At 39.9% G+C, this 26,314-nt stretch carries 23 protein-coding genes; 3 read left to right on the forward strand and 20 right to left on the reverse strand.

The features are described from left to right. Window positions 1-97 precede the first annotated feature (97 nt). Complete coding sequence (locus AAEY87_RS01740) at window positions 98-808, reverse strand: HAD family hydrolase (protein WP_068033813.1); 711 nt, start codon at window positions 806-808, stop codon at window positions 98-100. A gap of 29 nt (window positions 809-837) precedes the next feature. Beyond that, window positions 838-1,599 (reverse strand): bifunctional 2-polyprenyl-6-hydroxyphenol methylase/3-demethylubiquinol 3-O-methyltransferase UbiG, encoded by a 762-nt coding sequence (ubiG, locus tag AAEY87_RS01745; protein WP_350655708.1) that lies wholly within the window; start codon window positions 1,597-1,599, stop codon window positions 838-840. Between the two features lie 587 nt (window positions 1,600-2,186). On the opposite strand from ubiG, the gene AAEY87_RS01750 reads away from it, so the two are divergent. After that, window positions 2,187-2,807 (forward strand): thiol:disulfide interchange protein DsbA/DsbL, encoded by a 621-nt coding sequence (locus tag AAEY87_RS01750; protein ID WP_350655677.1) that lies wholly within the window; start codon window positions 2,187-2,189, stop codon window positions 2,805-2,807. A gap of 125 nt (window positions 2,808-2,932) precedes the next feature. On the opposite strand, the gene yjgA is transcribed toward AAEY87_RS01750, so the two are convergent. From yjgA to mazG, 8 genes are all read right to left on the reverse strand, one after another. Then, complete coding sequence (gene yjgA / locus AAEY87_RS01755; protein WP_068033809.1) at window positions 2,933-3,445, reverse strand: ribosome biogenesis factor YjgA; 513 nt, start codon at window positions 3,443-3,445, stop codon at window positions 2,933-2,935. A gap of 114 nt (window positions 3,446-3,559) precedes the next feature. Then, window positions 3,560-4,528, reverse strand: a complete 969-nt coding sequence (rapZ, locus tag AAEY87_RS01760) for an RNase adapter RapZ (protein WP_350655678.1) — start codon at window positions 4,526-4,528, stop codon at window positions 3,560-3,562. A 129-nt stretch (window positions 4,529-4,657) separates the two neighbouring features. Next, window positions 4,658-5,533, reverse strand: coding sequence for a pantoate--beta-alanine ligase (gene panC / locus AAEY87_RS01765; RefSeq protein ID WP_350655679.1), 876 nt, complete (start codon window positions 5,531-5,533; stop codon window positions 4,658-4,660). Between the two features lie 112 nt (window positions 5,534-5,645). Then, window positions 5,646-6,446: a 3-methyl-2-oxobutanoate hydroxymethyltransferase gene (gene panB / locus AAEY87_RS01770; RefSeq protein ID WP_350655680.1), complete on the reverse strand. Its 801-nt coding sequence runs from the start codon at window positions 6,444-6,446 to the stop codon at window positions 5,646-5,648. Between the two features lie 119 nt (window positions 6,447-6,565). Then, a complete protein-coding gene (folK, locus tag AAEY87_RS01775) occupies window positions 6,566-7,096 on the reverse strand; it encodes a 2-amino-4-hydroxy-6-hydroxymethyldihydropteridine diphosphokinase (RefSeq protein WP_350655681.1) in 531 nt (176 codons plus the stop codon). Beyond that, the gene (gene pcnB / locus AAEY87_RS01780; RefSeq protein ID WP_350655682.1) at window positions 7,089-9,437 is read right to left on the reverse strand and encodes a polynucleotide adenylyltransferase PcnB; all 2,349 of its coding nucleotides are present in this window, start codon (window positions 9,435-9,437) and stop codon (window positions 7,089-7,091) included. Before pcnB ends, folK begins: the two co-directional genes overlap by 8 nt. A gap of 166 nt (window positions 9,438-9,603) precedes the next feature. Beyond that, complete coding sequence (locus AAEY87_RS01785; RefSeq protein ID WP_350655683.1) at window positions 9,604-9,978, reverse strand: ComEA family DNA-binding protein; 375 nt, start codon at window positions 9,976-9,978, stop codon at window positions 9,604-9,606. Continuing rightward, the gene (mazG, locus tag AAEY87_RS01790) at window positions 9,975-10,856 is read right to left on the reverse strand and encodes a nucleoside triphosphate pyrophosphohydrolase (RefSeq protein ID WP_350655684.1); all 882 of its coding nucleotides are present in this window, start codon (window positions 10,854-10,856) and stop codon (window positions 9,975-9,977) included. Before mazG ends, AAEY87_RS01785 begins: the two co-directional genes overlap by 4 nt. A gap of 378 nt (window positions 10,857-11,234) precedes the next feature. Between mazG and AAEY87_RS01795 the strand changes: the two genes are divergently transcribed. Then, a complete protein-coding gene (locus AAEY87_RS01795; protein WP_350655685.1) occupies window positions 11,235-12,716 on the forward strand; it encodes a phosphohexomutase domain-containing protein in 1,482 nt (493 codons plus the stop codon). A gap of 103 nt (window positions 12,717-12,819) precedes the next feature. Here the strand turns inward: AAEY87_RS01795 and AAEY87_RS01800 are convergent, their stop codons facing one another. The 4 genes from AAEY87_RS01800 to galE form a co-directional block, all read right to left on the reverse strand. Beyond that, window positions 12,820-14,199 (reverse strand): UDP-glucose/GDP-mannose dehydrogenase family protein, encoded by a 1,380-nt coding sequence (locus tag AAEY87_RS01800; protein WP_350655686.1) that lies wholly within the window; start codon window positions 14,197-14,199, stop codon window positions 12,820-12,822. Window positions 14,200-14,482: 283 nt separating this feature from the next. After that, window positions 14,483-16,150 carry a glucose-6-phosphate isomerase gene (gene pgi / locus AAEY87_RS01805; RefSeq protein ID WP_350655687.1) on the reverse strand — a complete coding sequence of 556 codons (1,668 nt, stop codon included), beginning with the start codon at window positions 16,148-16,150 and terminating at the stop codon, window positions 14,483-14,485. A gap of 19 nt (window positions 16,151-16,169) precedes the next feature. Continuing rightward, window positions 16,170-17,054, reverse strand: coding sequence for a UTP--glucose-1-phosphate uridylyltransferase (locus tag AAEY87_RS01810; RefSeq protein WP_350655689.1), 885 nt, complete (start codon window positions 17,052-17,054; stop codon window positions 16,170-16,172). Between the two features lie 99 nt (window positions 17,055-17,153). Then, a complete protein-coding gene (gene galE, locus AAEY87_RS01815) occupies window positions 17,154-18,212 on the reverse strand; it encodes a UDP-glucose 4-epimerase GalE (protein WP_350655690.1) in 1,059 nt (352 codons plus the stop codon). A 142-nt stretch (window positions 18,213-18,354) separates the two neighbouring features. Here galE and AAEY87_RS01820 point away from each other — a divergent pair, with 142 nt between their 5' ends. Further along, window positions 18,355-19,305 (forward strand): capsular polysaccharide export protein, LipB/KpsS family, encoded by a 951-nt coding sequence (locus AAEY87_RS01820; protein ID WP_350655692.1) that lies wholly within the window; start codon window positions 18,355-18,357, stop codon window positions 19,303-19,305. Between the two features lie 46 nt (window positions 19,306-19,351). Here the strand turns inward: AAEY87_RS01820 and AAEY87_RS01825 are convergent, their stop codons facing one another. Genes AAEY87_RS01825 through neuC form a run of 6 tightly spaced genes read right to left on the reverse strand, consistent with a single transcriptional unit; the run spans window position 19,352 to window position 26,013 of the window. Beyond that, the gene (locus AAEY87_RS01825) at window positions 19,352-20,638 is read right to left on the reverse strand and encodes an alpha-2,8-polysialyltransferase family protein (RefSeq protein WP_350655693.1); all 1,287 of its coding nucleotides are present in this window, start codon (window positions 20,636-20,638) and stop codon (window positions 19,352-19,354) included. A gap of 23 nt (window positions 20,639-20,661) precedes the next feature. Beyond that, window positions 20,662-22,041, reverse strand: a complete 1,380-nt coding sequence (locus AAEY87_RS01830) for a hypothetical protein (protein WP_350655694.1) — start codon at window positions 22,039-22,041, stop codon at window positions 20,662-20,664. Further along, window positions 22,031-23,152 carry a DUF6716 putative glycosyltransferase gene (locus tag AAEY87_RS01835; protein WP_350655695.1) on the reverse strand — a complete coding sequence of 374 codons (1,122 nt, stop codon included), beginning with the start codon at window positions 23,150-23,152 and terminating at the stop codon, window positions 22,031-22,033. The genes AAEY87_RS01830 and AAEY87_RS01835 overlap by 11 nt, the downstream gene beginning before the upstream one ends. Window positions 23,153-23,155: 3 nt before the next feature. Next, the gene (locus tag AAEY87_RS01840) at window positions 23,156-24,196 is read right to left on the reverse strand and encodes an N-acetylneuraminate synthase family protein (RefSeq protein ID WP_350655696.1); all 1,041 of its coding nucleotides are present in this window, start codon (window positions 24,194-24,196) and stop codon (window positions 23,156-23,158) included. Next, window positions 24,193-24,876, reverse strand: coding sequence for an acylneuraminate cytidylyltransferase family protein (locus AAEY87_RS01845; protein WP_350655697.1), 684 nt, complete (start codon window positions 24,874-24,876; stop codon window positions 24,193-24,195). Before AAEY87_RS01845 ends, AAEY87_RS01840 begins: the two co-directional genes overlap by 4 nt. 18 nt (window positions 24,877-24,894) lie before the next feature. Further along, window positions 24,895-26,013: a UDP-N-acetylglucosamine 2-epimerase gene (neuC, locus tag AAEY87_RS01850; RefSeq protein ID WP_350655698.1), complete on the reverse strand. Its 1,119-nt coding sequence runs from the start codon at window positions 26,011-26,013 to the stop codon at window positions 24,895-24,897. Window positions 26,014-26,314: the final 301 nt, after the last annotated feature.

Here is a 26,314-nt window from a genome sequence, read left to right on the forward strand (position 1 = left end):
TAAAGATTACTATAAAAATTTATTTTTTAGGTCATCTAGTACTAGCTAGAAGTATGATGCACTCAAATTAAATATGTTCAAACTATTAGTATTTGAACTATAAGTATTCAAATTTGCCCGGAGATAATAGCAATTTACTTAACTGTTCAGGGGTATCGATAATATAGTCTGCGCCCCAGCTTTTTAGATTTTGCTGATCTTCGGGTGGAATATAACCATAAGCGGCCAAAATCGTTGGCATACCAGCAGCCTTTCCAGCTTCTATATCACGTACATGATCGCCCACGTAAAGTACGCAACCTGCAGCGCCACGCGGTATTGCAAGCTTCTCTAACGCCATATACATCGGCTCTGGATCAGGCTTAGTACGTGAGACGTCATCAGGGCAAACCAAGACCGAACAGCGCCCATCTAGTTGCATAACTTTAAGCAGTTGCTCAGATAAATAACGCGGCTTATTGGTTACGATACCCCATGGCACGCCTTTATTTTCAAGAGCAGTTAGCACTGCTTCAAGCTCACCAAATACACAGCTATCGACACAGATATCTGCTTCATAGTCATCTAAAAACTGCTGGCGATACTGTGACAACTCCTCATCACTGAGGTCGATCTGGTCGTTGTGACGCAGCATTAACTGCACCATCGCTGACGCACCAGCAGAGACTTGCTCGCGAATATGTGCTTCGGGCGGTGCTTGCCAATTATTTTGCGCACTCATTTTGCCAATGATGCGTACAAAATCAGCGGCGGTATCAATTAGCGTACCATCTAGATCGAACAAAACAGCTTTTACAAATTGCGTCATATTGCATGCTCTTATTATTAAAAATTGTATTAAACCAGTGGTTTTTGGACGGCTAGCATATAGTTGACATCGACATTCTGTGCCAGCCAGTAGCGTTTGGTCAACGGGTTATAATGCAGGCCGATAATATCTTGGCGGCTAAAGCCTGAGTTTAATGCCATTTTATCAAGCTCAGCTGGGGTAATAAATTTTGCATAATCATGCGTACCACGATCTAATAGACGCAATACATACTCCGCTCCGACAATCGCAAACAAGTAAGATTTTGGGCTACGATTGATAGTAGAGAGCACACAGACTCCGCCTGGGGCAAGCAAATCGAAACAAGCTTGTACGATAGAGCTTGGATCCGGCACATGTTCGAGCATTTCCATGCAAGTCACCACATCGAACTGACCGGCATGAGTTTCTGCTAATTTTTCGACCGGTATATGCTGATAGCGTAAAGAGTCATTTAGATTACTCTGCTCTGCATGTAAGCTGGCGGCTTTTAAGTTTTCAGTACCTAAATCAATACCAGTGACATCAGCACCACGACGCGCCATCGATTCGGCTAATATGCCGCCACCACAACCAACATCTAATATCCTTTTACCAGTCAGACCCATCTCAGCCGTTTTGTTAGCATCACCACCTTGATAGCCACGTTTAACGTTTTCTTCTATCCAATTAAGGCGTAGTGGATTGATATGGTGCAAGGTTGCAAACGCACCCGTATTATCCCACCATTCGCTGGCAAGCTTATTAAACTTATCAACTTCACTTGGATCGACGTTTGTGGCTGTGTTCATATTTGCATCGTTAGTTTTTACGATAGTAGTATCTGCAATAGTATCGGAATGAGTGTTAGTAGATGAAGAAGGTATAGCTGAGCTCATAGCATTTTTCCTTTATTGTCATTATCTATATCTATTATGCGCTGACATGGACTTAATGTTAGCATGAGAGTCATCGCTTTGTCGTAAGGACATCGTGACCGATTATGAGTGGTATTGTTAACTGATAACAAGCTATAGTCAGTCCTAAATAAAAGAAATCCAAGAATTATAATGTGCTATTGAGATAATTTTTCCTTGCTTGCTGTGCCTACGCAGACAAAGGCTGCGCAAAATTTATCTCAGTAGCGCTGTATTTATTTTATAGTGGATAGATTGTATAAGTGCCTTTAAATTACCAACTGATAGGCTACAAATAATCGATTGTCTTGGCCATGGGCAAGGTGGCGTAAATAATGTCTAACAGCTTTACAACGGTTAGTTAAGAATCTGGTTCACAAGCAGCGCCATTTTACGTTATTATAAGCGGCTTGCGCTTTACTATTTATTATCATTAAATATCGTCATTAAAACTTCAAACATTTATCCCCAAAGGAAGAAGTATGAAACGTATCATCACACTGACTGGTCTGGCTGTTGCCATTGGACTTGCCAATATGGGCGCACAAGCCGCCGATTATGTTGCAGGAAAGGACTACCGCGTGCTGGATAATCCAGAGAATATCAGCGGTGATGCTATTATTGTACGTGAGTTCTTTTGGTACGGCTGTCCGCACTGTAACATCCTTAACCCGCATATGGAAAAATGGGCTAAGACCAAAGATAAAGACGTGGCTTTCTTTAAAACACCAGCAGCGCTCAACCCAGTTTGGGAAGCCAGCGCGCGCGGTTTTTATGCCGCTCAGCTGTTAGGTTATGAAAATAAAACCCATGACGCCTTGTTTGATGCTATTCACAAAGATGGCAAACAGTTATTTGACCAAGCATCACTAAGTAAATGGTATGCTACAAAGGGCGTTGATCAGAAGAAGTTTAACAGCTTATATAACTCTTTTGCCGTAGGTACCAAAATTGGTCGCTCACAAGCTGGTGCTAAGCGCTATCAACTCTCTGGTGTACCAGCAGTGGTAGTACAAGGCAAATATGTCGTAACAGGTGAAGGTGCTAACGTTCCTAAAGTCGTTGATTATTTAGTCGATAAAGTTCGCGCCGAGAAAAAATAACTGACACTGTATAAGTTTTCAATAAAAAAGCCAATCGTCAATGATTAGCTTTTTTATTGTACTCATTTTGACATTTGACAGCCATTTTATAAAACAGCTGTTCATAGCATAGGTATAAAATATCTTTAATACTTTATCTGAGTCAAAATTGCGACTTCTCGAATATAACTGGCCAAGTCTTCTTCAGACTCCATCATCAGCTCATCATCGTTTGTATGCTTAGCATACTCAATCCAAAGTAATAGCTGATATAAGCTGTTGCGTTCTGAGGCTTTATACTGCTTTACAAATTGCTTTAGCGTACCCTCGTCATTGATATTAAGCCTGCCTCGCCAGCTTTCAATTTTAGCAACCTGCTCTTTTGGAAAAAAAGCATCAAACAACGCTTTTACCAACTCATGGCGGTTTTCTTCACTGATTAGTTTACCAACCCGCTTAGTTTGGCGATTGCGAGCATTAGCGCTGGTGATATCAGCAAGCGCCATCAGTTCTGCCATAAAATAGTCACTGGCAGGTAGGTTTTTGAGCTGCTTTTTCGATAAACCGGCAAGCGGTATCGATAACTCTTGTAAGCGCTCATGAGATTTTTTAAGTTCAGTGCGCGATACGCGCATGTCATGTTCTGACCAGTCAATCATACAAGCTTTCCAAAATAATAAGTAAAAATTAGGGGGTGCTGACAACCATTTGCATCAGCATAGATCTTCAGTAATACGTTATCAATATTGCTTATCTACTAACTACCAACAGCGCTACCAACGGCTTTTTTCACGGTGCTTGGCCACCACTGTTAGGCCTTTAGGCAAGCTCTTAGCAAGATAACTTTGCAACTTGTCAGTAATAAAAACTGAGCGATGTTTACCACCAGTACAACCAATTGCCACCGTCACTGTATGACGATTATTGTGCAAAAAGTCTGGCAACCAACGATCCAAAAATTTAGCGATATCGTTGGTCATCTCAGCCACTTCTGGATAGTCAGCAAAGAATTCACCAACCTTTGCATCAAGACCCGTCGCGGTACGTAACTCAGGGTTCCAATGTGGGTTTGGTAGAATCCTAACATCGAATACAAAGTCGGCATCGATAGGACTGCCATATTTAAAACCAAAAGACAGTAGATTAATCACAATCTTATTGTCCACACCAATATGATCGCGTAAACGATCTTTTAACTGGTGAATGTTCAACTTGCTAGTATCAATTTTTATATCAGCATAACTGGCAATAGGTTCTAGTAACTCTTCTTCTTTTTTGATAGCAGCTGGCAAATTGTACGTAGGATAAGTAGAGCTTTCAGTTTCTTGAGCCATTAACGGATGGACGCGGCGAGTAGCGTTAAAACGTGCAACCAAGATAGTATCTTGCGCCGTCACATAGATAACTTTAATTGTCTGCTTACCATAGGTCTGTCTAAGCGTCTTATAGATAGAGGCAAAGTTGCTCAAATCTGCGCGTGGGGTACGAATATCAACGCCAAGGGCAATACGGCGAATACCACTTTCACCCACTAATTTATCAACTGCGTTCGGTATCAAGGAGAGTGGTAAATTATCAATAGAATAATAACCCAAGTCCTCTAAAATATTTAATACTGAAGTCTTACCCGACCCTGAGCGCCCAGAAATTACTAGGATACTGACACCACTGCCTTTAGCTTCCTTCGTTGCTGACTGCTCTGTCGCTACTTTATTTCCTTGATTCGGGTCTGCTGCTTCCATGATCCACCATCCTAGTTTATTAAATCACTGATGCATAATATCTATCTTACTACTTAGCTTATCTACGAGCATGCTAAAGGGTTTATGTTTTTATTATAACGACTCTTCATTAATCAATTATTAAAATTGCTATTTGAAGGTAACAAGTTGATTATCCAATAAACGCGCACGTCCCAACCAAGCCGCGACTAAAATAACCAAGTCTTGATTTTCTGCATTGAAGATTGCAGCATTATTAGGGACAGAGTCTAGTTGGTCAGTTTTTACTTCTAAATAATCAATAGTAAAACCAGCATCAGTAATACGCTCACGTGTTTCTGCTAATAACGCTGCAAACGCTTGCTGACTGTGTTCAATATTTAACAACTGCTTTGCCAAATATTGCAGCTCTTGATGTAGTGCAGGTGCTATTTGTCGCTCAGTGACACTTAAGTACTGATTGCGCGATGATAGAGCTAAGCCATCAGCAGCACGGACAATAGGCGCCCCTATTATTTCAATCGGATAACTCAGATCGCGTACTAACTGTTTAATAATCGCTAATTGCTGGTAATCTTTTTGGCCAAATACAGCCACATCAGGTTGCACAATGTTAAACAATTTCGAGACCACAATACCAACACCGTCAAAGTGCCCAGGACGCGATCGACCACATAATTGAGTGGTGATTTCACCAGCGAGGACGGCAGTTGGTGGCGGCAATACTGGGTACATCTCGTCAATACTGGGTGCAAAAACATAATCTGCCCCAACCGTCGCTAGTTTAGCGACATCCTCATCTAAGGTACGAGGGTAGCTATCGAAGTCCTCTCCCACTCCAAACTGAGTAGGATTGACAAAGATACTAACGACAACGATATCGGCATGCTGCTTAGCGATTCTTACCAACTCAAGATGACCATCATGCAGATTGCCCATTGTAGGTACTAAGGCAATACGCTGCTCACTGCGGAGTGGTTTTAGCGTGTCTTGTAACGCAGCAATATGATGATGGATATTAGGCATCAAAAGGTCTTCTTATATTGTTATTGGATTGTATATGGTTTTTACGGCTATTGAACGGTGCGTGGAGCACAACCTCACCAATTTTACTGGGTCATTCTTATATCAAGAAAAACTAATCAAATTGGTGCTGTTCAGTTGGAAAACTGCCATCGCGTACCGACTGCTGATAAAGGGCAAACGCCCCTTCGATACTGCGCGTACTGTTACGCTCATCGGTCAAAAAGTCATGGACAAAGCGCGGGACACGACCATGTACCATACCGAGCATGTCATGCATGACTAGGACTTGTCCATCGGTATCTGCGCCAGCACCGATACCAATGACCGGTACAGTAACGGCTTCTGTCACCCTTTTAGCAAGCTTGGCAGGCACGCATTCCAGTACTAATAGAGCAGCACCAGCGGCAACCACTGCTTTGGCATCAGCAAGTAACTTTTCAGCCGCCTCGTCACCGCGACCTTGAATTTTATAGCCGCCAAAAACGTTGACTGACTGCGGGGTTAAGCCTAGATGCACACACGTTGGTGTCCCTGCTTGCGCCAAAGTCGTCACCAATTCACATAGTTCACGACCGCCCTCGATTTTTATGACATGTGCGCCTGCTTGCATCAGCTTGCGGCTATTGTCAATCGCTTCTGGCAGAGTCACATAACTCATAAAGGGCAAGTCAGCTAGAATTAATGCATGCTCATTACTACGGGCAATATTAGCCGTATGATAAGCCATGTCATTGACCGTTACAGGCAAGGTTGAATTATGACCTTGTACAACCATGCCTAGGCTGTCACCAATTAAAATGGCATCGATCTGCGCCTTATCCATCATTCGCGCAAACATGGCGTCATAGCACGTCAGGCAAGTAAACTTAGTGCCTTCTTTTTTAAACTTATTTAAAGTAGATAACGTTGTCATATGACCCTCAATGCTTTTAATTATCAATGAACCATCTGTATCTTCAATTAACTGTCTCTAACTAGGTACTTAGCGATATACTTAACTATGATTTATAAAGGATTTCGTAAATCAATTTATTAATAAACTGATAATAGCTTTAAGCCTGTCCAATCTTTACTTTGTGGATAATCATCTATCGATCTGCCAGCAATGGTTACTTCTGGCGCTAACTCTCGTAGCGGTATTAAAACGAAATTACGCTCAAATAGTCCAGCGTGCGGTATCGTCAGTTGTGGCTCTGTCATCTGTACTTGACCATACAACAAGATATCGACGTCAAGACTGCGCTCACCCCAATGTCGTATACGCGCACGCTTAGCTTGCGCTTCTAGTTGCTGGCAAAATGCGAGCAACTCAAAAGGTGACAACGTCGTCTCAAAACCAGTGACCGCATTGATAAAGTCTGGCTGATCTTGCGGCCCCATAGGCGCTGAGGCGTAAAATGAAGAAACACGAACGTCATGTATTTGCTCATGCTCTCGCATCACTGCAAGTGCTTGCTGCAAATGCTCTGCAGGTGAACCTAACTCATTAGCCAGATTGCTACCCAAGCCTACATAGCAAGTTACCCAATGAGCATTGCCCGTATAGTTATTAATATTAGACATTATCGGTACTAGGCTGACGACGACGGCGTTTCGATGGTACAGGTCCTTTATTGTCACTCACCTTATTGGTACTTGCTTTATTATCAATCACTTTACTAGAATCAACCTTGTCTTTAGCAGCTTGACTGGTTTTAGCAGACTTTACTTCTGTCGGTCTAGCTGGTTTTCTAGCTTTCGCAGGTGTAGTCGCTTTATTAGTTTCTGCCTTGTTCCCTGACGTCTTGGTTCCTGTCGTAGCTTCTGCACGTTCTACCGTTTTCTCGGCTTTGCCGTTACGCTGGGCTATTGCCTTAGGCGCTTTTTTCGCATACTTCGCAGCAGTTTGGTCATTGTTGCCAGCCACCTGCTTCTCAACGTTGCTTGTACTGCTTGCACTGTTGGTAACGTCTACAGTAGGCTCACGGCGGCGACGCTTATGCGGTATCGGCTCGTTATTCATGCTGACTAGCGCCGGTGATCTTGCCACCAAACGAGCAGGATATGTATTAGCAGAAGAAGGTTTATCTTCTGACTGCTTGAAATCTGACTGCTTTGCCTTAGATTGTTGAGCACCACTTGAACGATCAACTTTAGTATCAGATTTTGTATCCTGACTATTTTGCTCTTTCTCAGCCGTTGCATGCTTAGTGGCTGCCTTGTTCTGCACAGGCTTTTGGCTATGCTTAGGCTTATCAGCACCTGATAGCTGCTTTTGTAATGGCGGCACGACTTTTTCGTGCTCGATTACAAACAATGGCGCAGGCTTAGCGTTTTGGCGTTTGTTCGACGCTTGGTCGCTGCTACTGGCAAGAGACAACTGCTGTAGCTGAGCAAGCTCATTACTGTCCTGCTTTACCTGTTGCGTGTTGTAACCCTTGGTTTTACTGCTATCAGATTGCTTGGCAGCTGTTGACTGGCTTGCAGCGCGGCGACGGCGTGATGGAATGTTTGATGAATCGTTCACCACTGCCTGCTCAGTGCTATGCTTTTCGGTAACATGCTTTTCATTACTGCCATTGGCTTTATTTTGCTGAGTGTTTTTTTGATTAGACATCGATTCATCCGCTGTATATGACTCAGGCTTTTGACGATTGCGTCCACGCGCGCGTTGCCCTTTTTTATAAGCACCGCGACGAATATTTTCGTCAAATTCATCAATAGCTTTCTCTTGGTCTTGCTCAGACAATGTCTGATAAGTCTGCCACCAGTCGCCCATGCCATTGGTCGATTCTGACAATGGATGCTCAGCATCACCGCACTGCTCACGTAATAATAAAAAGTCAAACCCTGCACGAAAGCGCGGGTGCTCAGAAAGCTGAACGATTTGCTTGCTACGTGGGGCGGCAAGTTTGGGCTGTAATATCCAGATATCACGGATAAATTGCTCCGCGAATTTAGGGATAGCAGTCTTGATACGCTGACGGTCAACGACTTTGCTAGCCGCATGCATTTGCGCTTCAGCAAAGGGCATATTGCGCTTTTTGGCTTTTTCTAACTGATGCAGGTAATTTTCCCATAACAGAGCTGCATAGAAAAACGCTGGGTTGATGCTTTTACCTGCGGCAATACGTTTATCGGTATTGATAGCAACCTGTTTCACTAAGGCACTTGGCTCAGAAGGTGGATAAATGATTAAGCTATCAATCGCACCCGACTCAAACAATAATGGCAACAGTGGCACTAGATAGCCGCCAGTAAACATCTTTTGCGTTTCATCATAAAGACGATGCGGTGATATTTGCTCAAGCAATGCCCAATTATCATCGTGGAACTGCTGAGACAACTCTTCATCAAACTCAAAACCTAATTTGGCTTTGAAACGTAACGCGCGCAATAATCTTACCGGATCTTCTTCGATACGAACTGGTGCATGACCTAATAGGCGGATGATCTTATTATCAATATCTTCAAGTGCACCGCAAAAATCATGAACCACACCTTTAAGTGGCTGATAATAAAGCGCATTGATAGAGAAATCCCGACGTGAAAAGTCTTGTTTGATATCGCCCCAAACATTATCACGCAAGATCATACCGTCTTGATTGGTATTAGCATCACTCGTTGGCGGGCCACGAAAAGTAGCGACTTCAATTAGCTCTCGTCCTGAATACACATGTGCCAATTGAAAGCGGCGACCGATAATGCGGCAGCGCTTGCCAAAGACGTCTTTGATTTCATGCGGCTTGGCATCAGTCACAGCGTCAAAGTCTTTTGGGCGCAGACCCAATAAGGTATCGCGCACACCACCACCAACGATATAGGCATCAAACCCAGCTCGGGTTAATGTGGCAATCACTTCAGTAATGGAATTGGGTAATTCAGATTTATTCAGTTCTAACTGCTTGGCGGCACGCTCGGCCATGCATCTACTCCTCGCCGGTATTCTTTAACCACCCCTGACCAACACAGCGTTTATCAGGCGGATGTATTGACTAGTTTAACAAATTTTGCGCGCAGTAGGTGCGTTATGACATTTAGTTACGTGCAATTTTGTCAATATTGGGATTAATTAAAGCAAAATAATGCCATTAATGTTGCACACTTAAACGACTTCGATTTTTCTCAATCGTTTTTGCGCCGATACCTTTGACCTTTGCTAACTCATCAACCGTTTTAAAATCGCCAAACATGTCACGATATAAAATAATCGCTTGGGCTTTACTACTACCAATACCGTTTAGTGAAATCAGCTCACCTTCGCTGGCGCGATTGATATTGATGGTAGATTGATCGCGCGCTTCGGTTTTGGCATTCTCTTGTGCCAAAAGGTACTCATACGCACTTTGCGGATTATCAAAACAAGGCGCCGCATTCCCACTACTTGGCATCATAATAAGCAAAGCGAAGCCGAACGCAGCGTTCGTTATTAAGTTGATGAACGAGGCTTTATAATGAGCGCTCATGACGATCTTTCATGTCGTTTCGCCGCTTCCCATAGTGCATCCATCTCTGTTATATCGCTGTCCTCGACACGCTTGCCAGCAGCAGCTAATTGTTCTTCAATATAACCAAAACGTGACTTAAATTTATGCACACAAGTAAGGGTCGCTGTCTCAGCGTCAAGGTTCAATTTGCGCGCGACGTTGACCAGCGCAAACATACAATCGCCCAGCTCTTTTTCAATATCATTAATATTGGCTTTGCTTATGTCATATTTAGCAGCAGTGTTGGACTTCTCTGTCAGCTCAACCTTTAATTCACTAATTTCTTCCTCGAGTTTTTCAAACGCTCCTGTTACGCCTTCCCAATCAAAGCCTAATTTTGATGCCTGCTTTTGTACATCCTGCGCTTGCATCAAAGCACTACCCGCTTTGGTTTTATCTAAACGCCGCTTTGGTTTACCACGTGCCTCGCGTACTTGCTGCTCCTCTGCTTTGATTTCATCCCAGCGTTCCTTAACTGCCATTTCATCTTTCAGGGTTTCAGCCTCAAATACGTGCGGATGACGGCGAATCAGCTTCTCTTGCAAAGTGGTAATGACATCGCTCATATCGAAACGCCCTTGTTCAGCGTACATCTGACAATGAAAAACGACTTGCAACAGCACATCACCAAGTTCACCTTTGATATCTTCGTCATCGTCGCTTTGTACCGCTTCACCCAGCTCATAGGCTTCTTCAATTGCATACGGAATGAGGCTATGATTGCTTTGTTTTTTATCCCACGGACAGTCAACGCGCAATCTTGCCATCAGTGCCAACAGGTCATCAAGTTGCCCACTCGCTTCTGGAGTGCCTTGTACAGGTTCGGGTGCCAATATTTTATTTTCTACAGTACTCATAAAAGTTGCTCTTATACTTTTAGTTGTTATTGAATATAATTGCCTTAACTTAACAACGATTTTGTCGTTACAGTCAGTACGAAATAAAAACGATATGTTCATTGCTACGTGCTACTGAGATAAATTTTCCTTGCTTGCTGTGCCTACGCAGACAGAGGCTACGAAAAACTTATCTCAGTAGCACTGTATTTACTTTATAGTGGATCGACTAGAATTTATAATAAATTTGAGAAAAAACTATTTACACGCCTAAATCTTACTACATGCGTCTACATTATCCATTTAATAGTTAGTGTAGCATTGAACGCTTAATAGCCTATAATTGTGCTATCTACTTCGTTATTTTACCACTGCTTTAGCGCAAGGAATCTTGTCATTATGTCTACTTCTGCTACCACTAGCTACCAGCCAGCAACTGAATTTCATCCTATTACGATTAGCTCATTTAAAGCTTATGATATTCGCGGAGAGCTTGGAGTAAGCCTTGATGAAGATATCGCTTACCGTATAGGGCGTGCCTTTGCGCAGATTTTATATCAGCGTTATAGCGCCGCTAATAGCTCAACTGAACTAAAAAACTTAAAACCTGCCATCGTTATCGGTAGTGATATTCGTCATTCAAGTGAGCAATTAAAACAGGCGACCCTTAAAGGTATTATTGACGCGGGTGTTGATGTCATTGATTTAGGCATGAGCGGTACCGAAGAGGTGTATTTTGCCACCAGTCACTATCAGGCGTTAGGCGGTATCGAAGTCACTGCCAGTCATAATCCTATTAATTATAATGGTCTAAAATTGGTAAAAGAGCATTCAAAACCCATTAGCGCCGATGATGGCTTAGCAGAGATTCAAGTATTGGCAGAATCAGGACAGTTTACCGCTACTAATACTCTAGGAAAATTACAGTTATTAGACGATAAAAGCGCTTATGTTAATCACGTCATCAGCTTTATAGATACCGATAAATTAAAACCGCTTAAACTGATTATTAACTCAGGTAACGGCAGTGCAGGCCCAGTCGTTGATTTATTAATTGACAAGCTGGCACAAGCGGGCGCACCGATTGAAGTGATTAAACTGCATCATACGCCAGACGGTAGCTTCCCTAACGGCATTCCCAATCCTATGATTGAAGCTAATAGAGTGGCTACCCAGCAAGCAGTACTGGCAAACAAAGCCGATTTGGGCATTGCCTTTGACGGAGATTTTGACCGCTGTTTCTTATTCGATGAAAGCGGCGAATTTATTGATGGTAGCTACGTTGTTGGCATGCTCGCGCAAGCCTTTTTAAATAAGTATCCAAATGAATCAATCGTCTATGATCCACGAGTAATTTACAATACCGAAGCAGTCATCAAACAACATAATGGCAAGGCAGTCATCAGTAAGTCTGGGCACTCATTTATCAAGCAAGTCATGCGCGAGTCAGGTGCAGTCTATGGCGGCGAGATGTCTGCTCATCACTACTTCCGTGACTTTTTCTATTGTGATAGCGGTATGATTCCTTGGCTATTAACTATCGAGCTATTATCCATTACTGGTAAGACTCTATCTGAGTTGGTCACTGGCTATATCAAAGCTTATCCTAGCTCAGGTGAGCTAAACTTTCGTCTCACCTCAAATGATGCGCCAACTATCATTAGCGCTATCGAGGATAAGTTTAGCGTCGAGAACCCAAGCAAATCGATGCTTGATGGCTTAAGTCTTGACTTTGGGGAGTGGCGTTTTAATTTGCGTGCATCGAATACCGAGCCGCTGATCAGGCTGAATATCGAAACTCGTGGTGATGAAAAGTTATTAGCCGATAAGATACGAGAAATAAAAGAGTGGCTTGCAGCACAAGGTGCTGTTTTAGCTTAAGGGCTTTTTGCGGAAAAATGTGAACTTATAAAAATAAGCGCCTGTTAACATAGATATTAACAGGCGCTTTTTGTTGTTTAATAAAACTGTTTAATAAAGCAGGTTATTTAGCACGACCAATACCCATATAACCACCTACCAAACGCTCAACTTGCGTGCAGGTTAATGCGTTTTGCGCATCAAAAATAGGTTGCGCTGTCTTATTAATTTGGTTCACATCCAAGTCACTATTTAAAGGCCAGCTCATGATAAATAGCGCTTGTGTATCAACCAATGGCGCATAAGGATCGTTAACCAATTCTAATAAAGGCTGTTGACCATATAGCGTCTCTAATTCAGTCTGCGCTTTGTCACTATAGACCAGCGTCTGAATATTATAAGACCACAGTAGCGCTAATAATGGATGGATAGCAGATCCTACGGTACGCCCTGACCCTGATTTATAACTACCACCCCAAATCATCACGGTCTTGTTATCAATAAAGCCATCAAAATATTGCCAGAATTTACGGAATATCAGCTCTTTTTGATCTTCATTAATATGTATAACTGACTGTAGCAGTGGCATATCCACGCGGCTCGCCTGCCCCGACTGCTGTAATTGCAAGAGTTCAGTAGGCAGGGTATTACCACCAAAGCCCCAGCCCGCTTGCAAGTAACTACTACCAACACGATCATCCAGACCCATGATGTGACTGACTTGCTGAATATCAATATCATGACTATCGGCAAGACGCGACATCTCATTCATAAAGCTAACCCGCGTCGCCAGCATACTCATAATACTGCTACGGGCAAACTCTATCATAGCGATATCCGCACAATGACGAGCACGAGCTTGTTTCATCAAAGGTTGCAGCGCACTTAAATGCTGACTGCTGCTATTCGCAGTCTTTTCACCAAGTAGCCACAAAGAAGGATTCAACATCGAGCTATAAGCATCACCATCTTGTAAGAATACAAACGGTATGTAGTATACCCATGCACGTTGCAAGCGTTGGGCAAGTGCTGAGATATGCCCTAATTGCTCAATGCCACTTATAATCACAGGCAACGTCTGCTGATGGCTGTGATTAAAAGCGGTAATCCAGCTCTCCTCCAGCCATACTGACTTTATACTGTCCAAAAATAACCAATAAAGCGCCACTTCTGAGCTTTGTTCGCGGTCGCTATCATCATTATGATTAGATGCTTCACCTGTTGCTTCATAGGTTTGCAACAGCTTATCAGCACTGCTTGGTAACGCTCGACTGATAATCTGCTCTTGCTGATCATACATCTGCCATAGCGCCTGCAAATGACGCTCAAAGCTATATTGCTGCAACTGCTGCTCTAGCATCTCTACGTCTGCATATAAGTGTACAGTCTGACCTAAGCTTGCCAGCACCACGGCACTGGTAATGGCTTCGATACCATGACCAACGATGACGCAGACTTTTAATTTATTGTTAGTATTATCGGCATGGCTTAGATTAACAGGCATCTTATATCCTTTTTTTATGGCAAAACATTTAGATTATAATTACAAAAACTACCTGACTCTAAACATGTTGGCGTAGGCTGTGGCTTTAGCGAAGCAATGCGTTATATTTTCCAAAATATCTTACAGAAATTTTATTTAAATAATTTCTCTTGCGAAACTAAAATTGCAGTGCAATTTTTTAATGTTTCTCAGGGCTAAAGCCACAGCCTACAAGAAAGTCTACTAAATTGAGATTCGGGCAAAGTTATAAACTTTAAGATGATAGCTTTAAAAATGACAACCGCTAAGACAGCTGTCTAATATGCTGTAAGAGCTGATCGGTAGAGGTATCAAATTGACTACTATCCTCTTGCTGAATCGCATGATGCACCGACTCAGCCATTTGTTTGCCCATCTCTACGCCCCACTGATCAAACGGGTTAATATCCCAAATACTGGCCATGACATAGACCTTGTGCTCATAGAGCGCAACCAACGCCCCTAAGCTATGCGGGGTAAGCTCGTCGATAAGGAGTGTCGTTGAAGGCTGATTGCCACGATAGTATTTATATTTATCCGCCTCAGAAACAGTCTGCGCGTCAGCACCTGCAACAGCGGCATTACCGAAGGCCAGCACCCGACTTTGCGCCAAACAATTCGCTAATGACAGCTCATGCTGCTGTTGCAAAGAGGCATTGTCTACCTTATCACTATAACGACGCACGCAAGCGATAAAGTCGCAAGAGACCTGTTGCGTCCCTTGATGTAGCAACTGATAAAAAGCATGTTGCGCGTTGGAGCCAATCTCGCCCCACAGAATCGGACAGGTATCATAGTCAATATGATCACCGTGCTGGGTGACCGACTTACCATTACTCTCCATCTCAAGCTGAGTTAAATAGCTTGGCAAATAGCTGAGACGGCCATCATAAGGCAGTACCGTATGGGCATTCACCTGTAAAAAGGTACTGTTCCAAACGGCCAGTAAGCCTAATAATACTGGTAAATTCTCGGCAAAATCAGCCTGCGCAAAGTGCTCATCCATACTATGAGCACCAGCCAATAACGCTTTAAACCCCGCCATACCAATACGAATAGCAATCGCCAGTCCAATCGCTGACCATAAAGAAAAACGACCACCGACCCATTCCCAAAGCTGCAGCTGATGCTCAGGATGAATACCCCACGCGCTCATTTTTTCACCATTAGCCGATATGCCAATAAAGTGGCGACGTAACACACTGTCTTTCGTACCAGCACGCAGCTTGGCGGTAGCAAGCAGCCACGATAATGCTGTCTTAGCATTGGATAAGGTATCAATGGTACCAAAGGATTTGGAGGAGATAATAAATAAGGTGGTTTCAGGATTTAAATGCTTAAGCAAATTATCAAGTTGGGTACCATCCATATTCGAGACGAAGTGCACTTCAATATCGGTATCTGCCCACTCATCAAGCGCGGTCGTCGCCATCAGTGGTCCAAGGTCAGAGCCACCAACGCCGATATTGACGACATCGGTGATAGCCTTACCTGAAAATCCGCGCCATGTGCCACTACGGACACGCTCGGATAATCTGGCTACCTGCGCCAGACTACGATGCACATCGGCGACCACATTTTGCTCACCAACTTGTAGCGCTGCGGTCTCTGGCAGTCGTAGCGCCGTATGCAAAGCCGCACGCTCTTCGCTGGTATTGACCATCGCCCCTTGTAAGAGTGCTTTAATACGAGCCGATAAATCACAGCTATCAGCCAGACTTAACAAATTAGATAATACCGTCTCATCGACACACTGCTTACTGTAGTCCATGTATAGTGCACCAGCTTGCGTACTAAAGCGCGTCGCACGCTCATCATCTTGCGCGAACAATGTCGTAAGTGGCCATGGCTGATCCGCTAACGTTTGCAACTGCTGCCAATATTTAGAGCTGCGAGCGTTGTTATATACGCTATCGTCCTTGATACTATTCATTAGTGTTATTACCCATCGGCTATTCATCTTCTGCTAATTGTTGCTGGGCGAAATAGATAAACGCCTGCATATATGAGCGCATATCGCCTGCATCATAGCTATCGCCGCGCATAGTCGTCACATTGACCCCGTATTCGCTAATCAAGGCATCAATGGCATCGGTCAGCTGAATCTCACCGCCGACAGAGGCTTTGGTATTAGCCAAATAGTCAAAGATTTGATTGCTAAACACATAGCGACCAACTACTGCTAACTTTGACGGTGCTTCTGCTAAGCTGGGTTTTTCTACAAAGCCAGCGACTTTAAAACTGGCATTAGTATCTGTTTTATCATCGATATCGCTCACTTCGCTAAATGCTTCATGTAATTGAGCAATACCGTATTTATGTACATCTTCATCAGCGACCTTATCTACCAATATTTGTGAATGACTATCCTTAGTAAAGGCATCAATCATAAAGGCTAAATTATCAGCAGACATATCAGTGGTAAATGGATCAAGTACGACATCGGGCAATAATACGGCAAAATCATGATCACCAATAATGGGACGTGCTGCCAATACCGCATGACCCAACCCTAACGGCTTGCCCTGACGGATCATCGATACCGTCACATCCTCTGGTAGCCAGTTGAGACTATCTGCGAGCTGATCTTTACCTTTCGCTCTAAGCTGATTATCGAGCTCGGCATTGATATCGAAGTAGTTTTCAATCGCGCTTTTTTGTGCATGGCCGACCAGTACAATATGCTTGATACCGGCAGCGATCGCTTCTGCAACGACATAATGAATGGCGGGGCGATTACCTAAAGGCAATAGCTCTTTCGGCACTGATTTAGATAGTGGCAGCATACGAGTGCCAAAGCCTGCGACGGGAATAACGGCGTGGGTGATATTTTTCATATATGTTTGGCTATATTAATAAGAAAAGTGAGTTTAAAGTTAAATCGATAAGTTAAAACAGTAAGCAATCATCCGTAGATGACGATAGCTCAATAAAGCTTAGGCTTCATCATAACCACTCGGATTCATGCTTTGCCAACGCCAAGTATCCTGACACATCTCATTAATTGACAGTTTAGCTTGCCAGCCCAGTAGCGCTTTTGCTTTATCAGCACTGGCATAGCAACTGGCAATATCCCCTGCACGGCGGGCAGCAAATTGATAAGGAATAGGCTGTTTAGAAACTTTGGTAAAAGCTGCAACTAAATCTAAGACAGAGGTGCCTTTACCAGTCCCTAAGTTAATAGGCAAAAATCCTACTGAACTGGTTGTGTCCGAGCTACTTTTAGAGCTGGCTTGTTGCTGTAAATAATTCAGCGCTGCGACATGACCTTGCGCCAAATCAGTGACATGGATAAAGTCACGTACACCAGTACCATCTACAGTAGGATAGTCATTACCGAAAATACTGAGCTTTTCAAGCTTGCCTACCGCTACTTGCGAGATATATGGCATTAAGTTATTCGGAATATCGTTAGGGTCTTCACCGATCTGTCCTGATGGGTGAGATCCTACTGGGTTAAAGTATCTTAAAGAAATCAGATTCCAGCTCTTGTCTGATACTGATAAGTCTTCTAAGATGTGCTCGACAGCAAGTTTGCTTTGCCCATAAGGATTGGTACAAGAGCGCTTTGAGTTCTCATCGATAGGTAAGGTTTCAGGATCGCCATAGACAGTCGCAGAGGACGAAAAAATTAGATTCTTGACATTATACTCTGCCATGACTTCTAGTAAAGTAATGCTGCCACTGACGTTATTATTATAATATAACAAGGGCTTAGCGACAGATTCACCTACTGCTTTTAGCCCTGCAAAATGAATCACAGCAAAGAACTGATGCGCTACAAAGATTTGTTTGAGCATCTCGGCATCTCGCGTATCGCCTTTGATAAACTCAATCGACTGACCAATAAGAGTAGAGACACGGTTGATAGCTTCACGACTACTGTTAGATAGATTGTCATATACTACAATATCATAGCCTGCTTCATGCAGCGCAATACAAGTGTGAGAGCCAATATAGCCTGCACCGCCAGTTACTAATATCTTGTTTTTCATAAAATCAGCCGAGACGTTTTTAAAACATACATTTATTATAATAATAAAGGCAACTATACTGAGAATCGCACTATATTACCAACACAATTAATCTAGTCTCTTAAAGATAAGATATTTCATCCACTAGGGCGCTAACCATACTATGAAATTCAATTCTTATATCCAGCCACTGTTATTAGGCTATTATAAGCACTATCGCCAGCCAAAGCAGCGTCTAGCGTTAGTAGTCGGTATGCTACCTTGGCAAGATATCGTTGGGGACTGGGTATTGGAGCAAGCGCATATTCAAATCCAGCGACATTTTAATAAACGTTACTTTGAGCTATGGTTAAAGCCCTTTATCAAGCGCGTCAATCCCGTTATTTACATCTGGGGTTATAAAGCACCTGAATATTTTATTGACTATATACGTGAACAAGATTTAGATGTGTTTTTTTTAGAAGATGGCTTTATCCGTTCAGGCCCTGACGATGATAGCAGCACTCCGCCATTATCTATCGTCATGGACAGCCAAGCGCCCTACTTCGATACCACTCGCTCGAACGATTTGACAGATTTAATCGTTAATTTTGACTTTGAGCAGGACGGTTATGATGAAGTGTTGGCACAGGAGATGCTCGATTATTACGTATCAAAACGTGTGAGCAAATACAATCATCAGCCCTATGTGGATGTCGCACCAATATATGGGGTTAAGAATAAGAAGCGAGTGTTGGTATTAGGACAGGTACCTCATGATGATTCATTAAAATATGGTGGCGGTATCGGTATTACGCTGCTTGATGTGGTCAATCAAGCTGTTGCAGAAAACCCTGATGCACAGATTATTGTGAAACCACATCCAATGACACTTGATGATCCGTCTATCGTCCATGCGCTCATTGAGCTAGATTGTCTTATCCTCACCCAGTCTATTCATTTGGTCGATGCTTTAGAGACAATTGATCATGTCTATACAATTACATCGTTAGGTGGGTTTGAGGCGTTATTAAGAGGCAAAAAGGTCACCGTATTAGGGCGACCTTTTTATTACAAAGTATGTCTAGATATTCAAATGCTAATATATATAATGTATTTTTATATAAAATTTTGATAAAGAGATCTAATTGTAAAAATATTACTGTTAAAGCTTAGTATAATTATATAAAATCTATATTATCAAATTGTCTTAATATTTCAGTATGTTGTTTGATCATGCTGATGCCTTTAGAGTTTCTTTCATGTTTGATTAACTTGTCAACTAAAGTATCTGAAATAGAGTAAGATTTACATTGTGAAGATAAAAGCGATGTATAAACAAGGGCAGATGAGGTAATACCTATTACCCCTTTAATTTTAGACAACCTAATAACTTCTTCTATCAAAAACCCTGATTCTTTTATAACCTCAATTCTTCCTCCAGTTTCTTTCTCCATTTTTAGAAAACCTTCCAAAACCAGTTCATGTTCTTGCTTTGGATGTAATTTGATAAAAATATTTGAATCAGTTTCTCTCAATAAATTAAGAATTGATTCTTTTACTATAGCTAAATATTCATTCCTGTCAATATTAAACTTTTGGCTCAAATAAAGGTAATCATTTGATGTTATGTTATACTTATCTATAATAGATAAAGCATATTCTCTTTCATCTACGGTAGATTCATCAAAAGAAAAATAATAGTTATTTTTCTTAATATTAAATTTTCTTTTTGTCAGATTAGGAAAACTCGTGTATGACTCGTCAAAGTTTAAGAAAGGTTTATGGAAGTTCTTTAGATTTGAATTAGGATAGAAATTTATAAGCTTATCTTGTACTTCTGAACTTAAATATAATTTTTTTACAAACCTTTTTGACTCAACAGTAAGTTCTTTAGTCATCTTATATTTTTTATATAATCTCTTAAAAAACTCTGTTTTACTTATTGTATCTTTTGATACTCTCTTTATAAGATCGAAGTTCAATAATTGAGAGTTATTATCGTGGTTTTCAAGCCCTAAGCGGTATGTACCCAACCCCTCTTCAATCAAAATCACCTTAAGTCCCGATTTTTTTGCGACATTGGCTAATATTGAGTAGTGGAACTGGAAACTATTCAAATAAAGGTTTTCTGGATTAACAGTATTTATAACTGTTCTATATCCTAACTCCATAGCTTTAATATTTTTGAGATTTGTACCATTCGGGTTTTTAGGTAATTTAAAAAATAATACATGATCAAAAATATAACTATCAAAATTGTCATGTATAGCTTGGGGTACAGTGAAATTAGACTCTGTGTAAACAACCAATAAAAAACAATTGGTTATATTTTTATTCTTAATTATACCTGTTATATGCTTCAACTGTCCTAAGTTTGATATAACAAATAGATTCTGATAGTTACATGTCGAAATTAAATCCTTTACTGTTCTTGTAGTTTTTGACCTAGTTAAATCCAATTGCATTATGAACCTCAAACTTAATGGTTTTAGAGAATGTTGTTAAGACTAATTTCAGGGTCATTGTATAGTTTCCAAATTTGATCAATAATATCTATAGTTTCTCCACCACCTAAAGCTTGGAAATCTTCATCTTGTAAAGACTTCAAATTAGCATATGCTTTTTTCAGATCGCTATACGTTTTACCGGCAGGTATAGTGTAAGGAATGGAAGTGGTATGACCATTGTAATCAAGCTCTATTAAATCTATATCTTGGTTACTCACTATATGTTGCGCCTCTATTTTATCCATTTTAAAGCCAGAACCATATATAATTTTAACCTTATCAAGAGGTCTTTTTTTTATATCACTTATTTTGGGAGTATTAGATAAAATATGATTAGCTATGGGATTTATTTCACATGAACTTATAAATCGCTGATAGCTTGGAATGTTCAAATTTTCATTGAATGGATAAATATGGATTTGTGGCGAAAAAGTGATACAATTAATGGGTATTGATAAAAAACTTTTCAACTCCGTATATACTAATAAACAGCCTGTTCCACCTTTAGAAGAACCTATTAATACAACTTCTTCATATTCGTATTTTTCTACCATTTCGCTTATCAGTTTACTTAAATCTTTGTACAAGAAAATATAATAAGATGCAGTTTTATCTAATACATGTAATAAATCGAATTTCTCATCAAATTTATAACTTTGAAACATATACTTATTATTAGGAGACATTGTAACTACTATTTTTTTGTTTCTTTTAAGTATGTGTTTAAATTGAAATAACTCATCCTTTTCTTCTTTGTTAGAAAAAGATTCTATATTTTTAGTATTACCACCTGAACCTCTTAATGAAAAAGTCAATTGATCAATATAGTTAAGTTTGTAACCAAACTCGACTATTTTTTCTAAACAATAATTTGCCTTTTCAAAATATCTTAGCGTGTAATACAAATATGATAAATCTCTAAGGAAAATTTCTTTCTTATTTTTTAATGCTATAGTTAAACCTTTATCTAGATCTTTTTTTGTTAAATTTAGTCCATTACGAAACTTTAATACTATATATCTATGTCGCGCAGATTTTAAATTAGGATTTAGTAAGATCGCTTTTTCAAAGTATTTAAAAGATTCTTGAAGCTGATTAAATTGATAGTTAGATTCACCAACTATCTCACATAAGAGATAACTATTATTTAAATACGACTCATTTATGATTTTGGATATCTCTACAACCTTTCTAAATTTTTTAACTCTGAAGTGAGAAACCATCAACTTATAATAAAAATCATTTGTATGATTACTATTTATAATAGCATAAGTTGATTCATACGTTGATATGATTTTATCATATAAATGATCATCAAAAAAACTATCAATCTTTTCAATCAAATAATTATCATTTATCATTTGCATATCCTAAATACTCTAAAGCTTTCTGAATAGTAATTAATCGGCTTTTTCTAAATAAAATTTTTAATAAAATAGGTTTTTTTAAACTCAGCTTTGTAACAAAAAATCTTATTTTATAAACGTTTCTCTTCTTTAAATATAGTGGAAAAGCAACTTTCTTAATATTTAACAGGTCTACTTCATGCAAAGGCTTTTTTACTCTGTAAAATAACCATTTTTTATTGACGTTATTAGATTTTTTATCAGTTATATTTCCTGTTAATTTCAAACCACTACAATTAAAAAATTCTTTAGAATCTAAGTCTAAGAACTTACTATCAAGGATATAACAAATTTTGTTAAGTATAAGGCCTTCTACTATAGCTGACGAAGAGACGCTAAAGAAATATGTAGCTTCTTTGATATCTTTGTCTGTTAGTGAATCTATAACATCAACATTCTCAAACTTACTGACTGATAAGCGTAAATCTGTAAAATAAGTATCACTGGTGTTTTTCCTAATCTTATATTTAAAAAAAACATCTCTATTTCTTTCAAAAGTTTCTATTAGTGCGCTTTTTAAGTTACGTTTACTATTTAAATCTGGTGTTACAGCAGTTTGCTCAAAAAAAATAGCTTTTTTAGGTCCCGAATAACTATTCAAATTTCCTTTTGAAACCAGTTTTGAATCAATCCAAGACATGCCATATAATAAACCATTATTTTTAACATTCATCAACTTACATATTCTACTATATAGATCCAAATCAGCCTTGGAGTTCAACCAAACTTGATCTGCATTTAATCGACTTATAAAAGCATCAAGCTGATAGTGGCTAACTATACCTGGAAAGATTGATATTACTTTAGTATCAGTATCTTTCAATGCGGAGACTACTTGATTTAGTAAATATCCTCCTAGGCAAGCTATTACATAATCATATTCAGATAAACAGCTTAAATCATATTTATCTATGTAAGTTATAGAATAAGATTCATTACTAGGTGAATAATCTGAATCTATTCCTATAAAGACAGGCTCACAGTTATATTGTACACATACTCTCAAGGCTGTCGATTTGACAGCCTTAAAATGAGAGTCTCTTTTAAATAGAAAAGCAATTTTCAATGTCTAGCTCACTTGATTTTTTTTGAGCTGCTCACCTTTACCAATATTAGTTTGAGCAGTTTTACCAATTAATGATTCATATTGGTCAACTAAGAAGTCTCCAGTTCCAGGACGACGTACCCATAAATTCTCTTCGGTAAAGGTTTCACCTTCCTCGATATCCTTATAAGCGACTACAGAAGCGAAAGCAAAATCAATTGTTGATTTTTCTTCAGCAACTGCACCCTTAGAACCGCCACGAGCTTTTGCAATAGCCTTGCTACCTTTAATAAGCTCGGCCATCCCATCAGAGTCCATAGAACAATTGATATCTGGACCCGCGCGATCGAAACTATCCGTGAAATGACGCTCTAGTACGCTAGCTCCTAATGCTACTGCGCCTAAGCATGCATAATTATCTACACAGTGGTCAGACAGCCCAATCACAGCATTAGGGAACGCCTCTTCCAATTCGGTCAATGCACCTAAACGTACCAATTCGTATGGAGTCGGATATACGTTCGTGCAATGTAAAAGTGAGTATGGTACTTTTGCAGATTCCAATATTTCGACAGACTTTCGAATACTTTCAATACTATTCATACCAGTGGATAAGATAATAGGCTTACCAAATGAGGCAACAAGTTTGATAAGTGGATAGTTGTTACATTCACCCGACCCTATTTTATAAGCTTCTACACCCATACGTTCGAGACGGTAGGCTGCTTCTCTTGAAAAAGGAGTGCTAATAAATAGCATTCCTTTAGACTCAATGTACTCTTTAAGAGCAGTCTCATCTTCCTCATTCAGCGCACATCTTTCCATAATTTCATAGATAGACACATCTGCATTACCTGGAATTACAGACTTCGCTTCTTCAGACATTTCATCTTCTACTACGTGTGTTTGATGTTTTACCATCTCTGCACCAGCTCTATGAGCTGCGTCTACCATTTCTTTAGCAACGTCTAAAGAGCCTTCGTGATTAATTCCAATTTCCGCAATAACTAACGGTTCAAAATCATAGCCGATATCGCGATTTCCGATTTTAAAGCTTGGTTTCATAATGTTCTACCTTTAATAATTAAGTTGGCTCTATCTAAATCTGCATGACTATCAATATCAATAGACTCCTCTTCATCCATTGCAACAAATCTTACAGGTTGGCAGAAAAAGGATTCATTTTTAATCAAGTTTTTGAAAGAAACGATATAAACAGCTCCATTGATACGTAATGCTTTCGGTAATAACTGTCTTGGAGCCTCTAAATCTGAAATATCCCTTATGGGAACCATTTGACCATCAACATCTTGAACGACAACTTTGTAAGGGTGATGTTCACATTCAGTCACCGATACCACAGAATTTACAGAGATATTGCTTTCATATTCATCTATACAAGCCTCTATATTTTCAACTTCACGTAATGGACTAGTAGGCTGTAAAAGAATACATATTTCATTAGAAAGCTGCATCTCACAATATATATCTTTCAAAACTTCAATAGTTTTTGCACTGTCTGATGATGTAAGTTCTCGTCTTTCATGAATTTCAGCATCATGTAGTAAGGCTTCTTCCATTAAATTTTTGGAATCTGTAGATACGATTACCCTACTAATGCTAGGTATAGATTTAGCCGACTTTATAGCTCTGGCTAATAGAGAAGCACCATCGACTAACTGTAAATTTTTATCTTTTATACCCTTTGAACCACCGCGAGCTGGTATAACCGCTACATATGTCATATATACTTAACCCTAGATTCATAAATCCACAAAAACTTTTTGAACAGGAATATCCCACATCCTTTTACTATCGATATGAGACTCAAATAGCTCAGTACTATTTCCCTTACCAAACCAAGTAGATTTCTCAACATCAAGTGTGTCAATCTTCATAAGAGATTGCCTAATATCTTTTTCTGAATAACCACAATCCAATACTGAAGGCCCTCTAAAGCGAGAGTTTTGGCGGGTACCTATATTTATACTTGGTAAACCATAGAAAGGGGCTTCTCTTACCCCAGCACTTGAATTGCCTATAATAAACTCTGAATTCTTTAGTAGAACCAAGAAGAACTCAAAATTTATAGAAGGAAATATTCTAAAACTTGGATTGTTTTCATAGCTTTCGATAACATCTAATAGCTTCAAACTACCAGGATCATTATTCGGATAAATGACTATATAATTTCTATTTGAGCTATCAAGAATTCTAAATAAATTCTCAGCATACTGTTTGATATCTTTTTCTTCACTGGTCACAGGATGAAACATTACGATACCGTAGTTTTCGAATTCAATCTCATAATGACTTTTGGCTGCGTCTAAACTAGGCAATCTCTCAGAATCCATAATATCTAAGTCAGGAGAGCCTATAATAAAGATAGCGTTCTTATTCTCTCCCATTTGTATCAATCTTTGCTTAGCTTCACCATTAGCAACCATATGAATATGAGAAAGTTTAGTAATTGAGTGTCTTATAGAGTCATCAATAGTTCCTGACAATTCGCCACCTTCTATATGACATACTCGAATATGATTCAGTGCTCCTACTGTAGCTCCAGCTAATGCCTCTATGCGATCTCCATGTACAACAATCATGTCAGGCTCTATAGAGTTCACTAACCGTGATATAATACTGATAGTATTAGACAATATAGAACACATAGGCTCATCAATGTGTTGATTTGAGATAAGATAACTGTTTTTATAGTTCTGTTTCTTTACTTCATTGAAAGTTGAACCATATAGCTTCATCATGTGCATACCTGTTACTAGAACATGCAACTCAAAACCTTCCATACTTTCAATTTTATCCATCAAGCTTTTTATCTTACCGAAATCTGCTCTAGTACCTGTCACAAACAATATCTTCTTCATATACCAATTTCGCCTAAGATTGAATAAAAAACACCCTATTGTATGGTTGTAGCGAAGTTTTTTCAAGTTGTTAATATGGTCAATAGGATGACTTAAATACACGTTAGTTGATGATTCATTTACTTTTATGAGTTTAAGCTTTAAATGACAAGCTCTACGAAATATTCATATTGGTGAATATAAGTATATCTAATACTCAAGTTAAATTTAGAAAAATATCTTATGGGGCTGTCCTAGATAAATAAAATAATCTAGGATAGTCATATGAGAAAGAGTAGATTAAGTTGGTACAAACAAACTA

This window comes from Psychrobacter sp. S1-30-MNA-CIBAN-0213, from assembly GCF_040309845.1.
In the GTDB taxonomy this organism is placed as follows: Bacteria; Pseudomonadota; Gammaproteobacteria; order Pseudomonadales; family Moraxellaceae; genus Psychrobacter.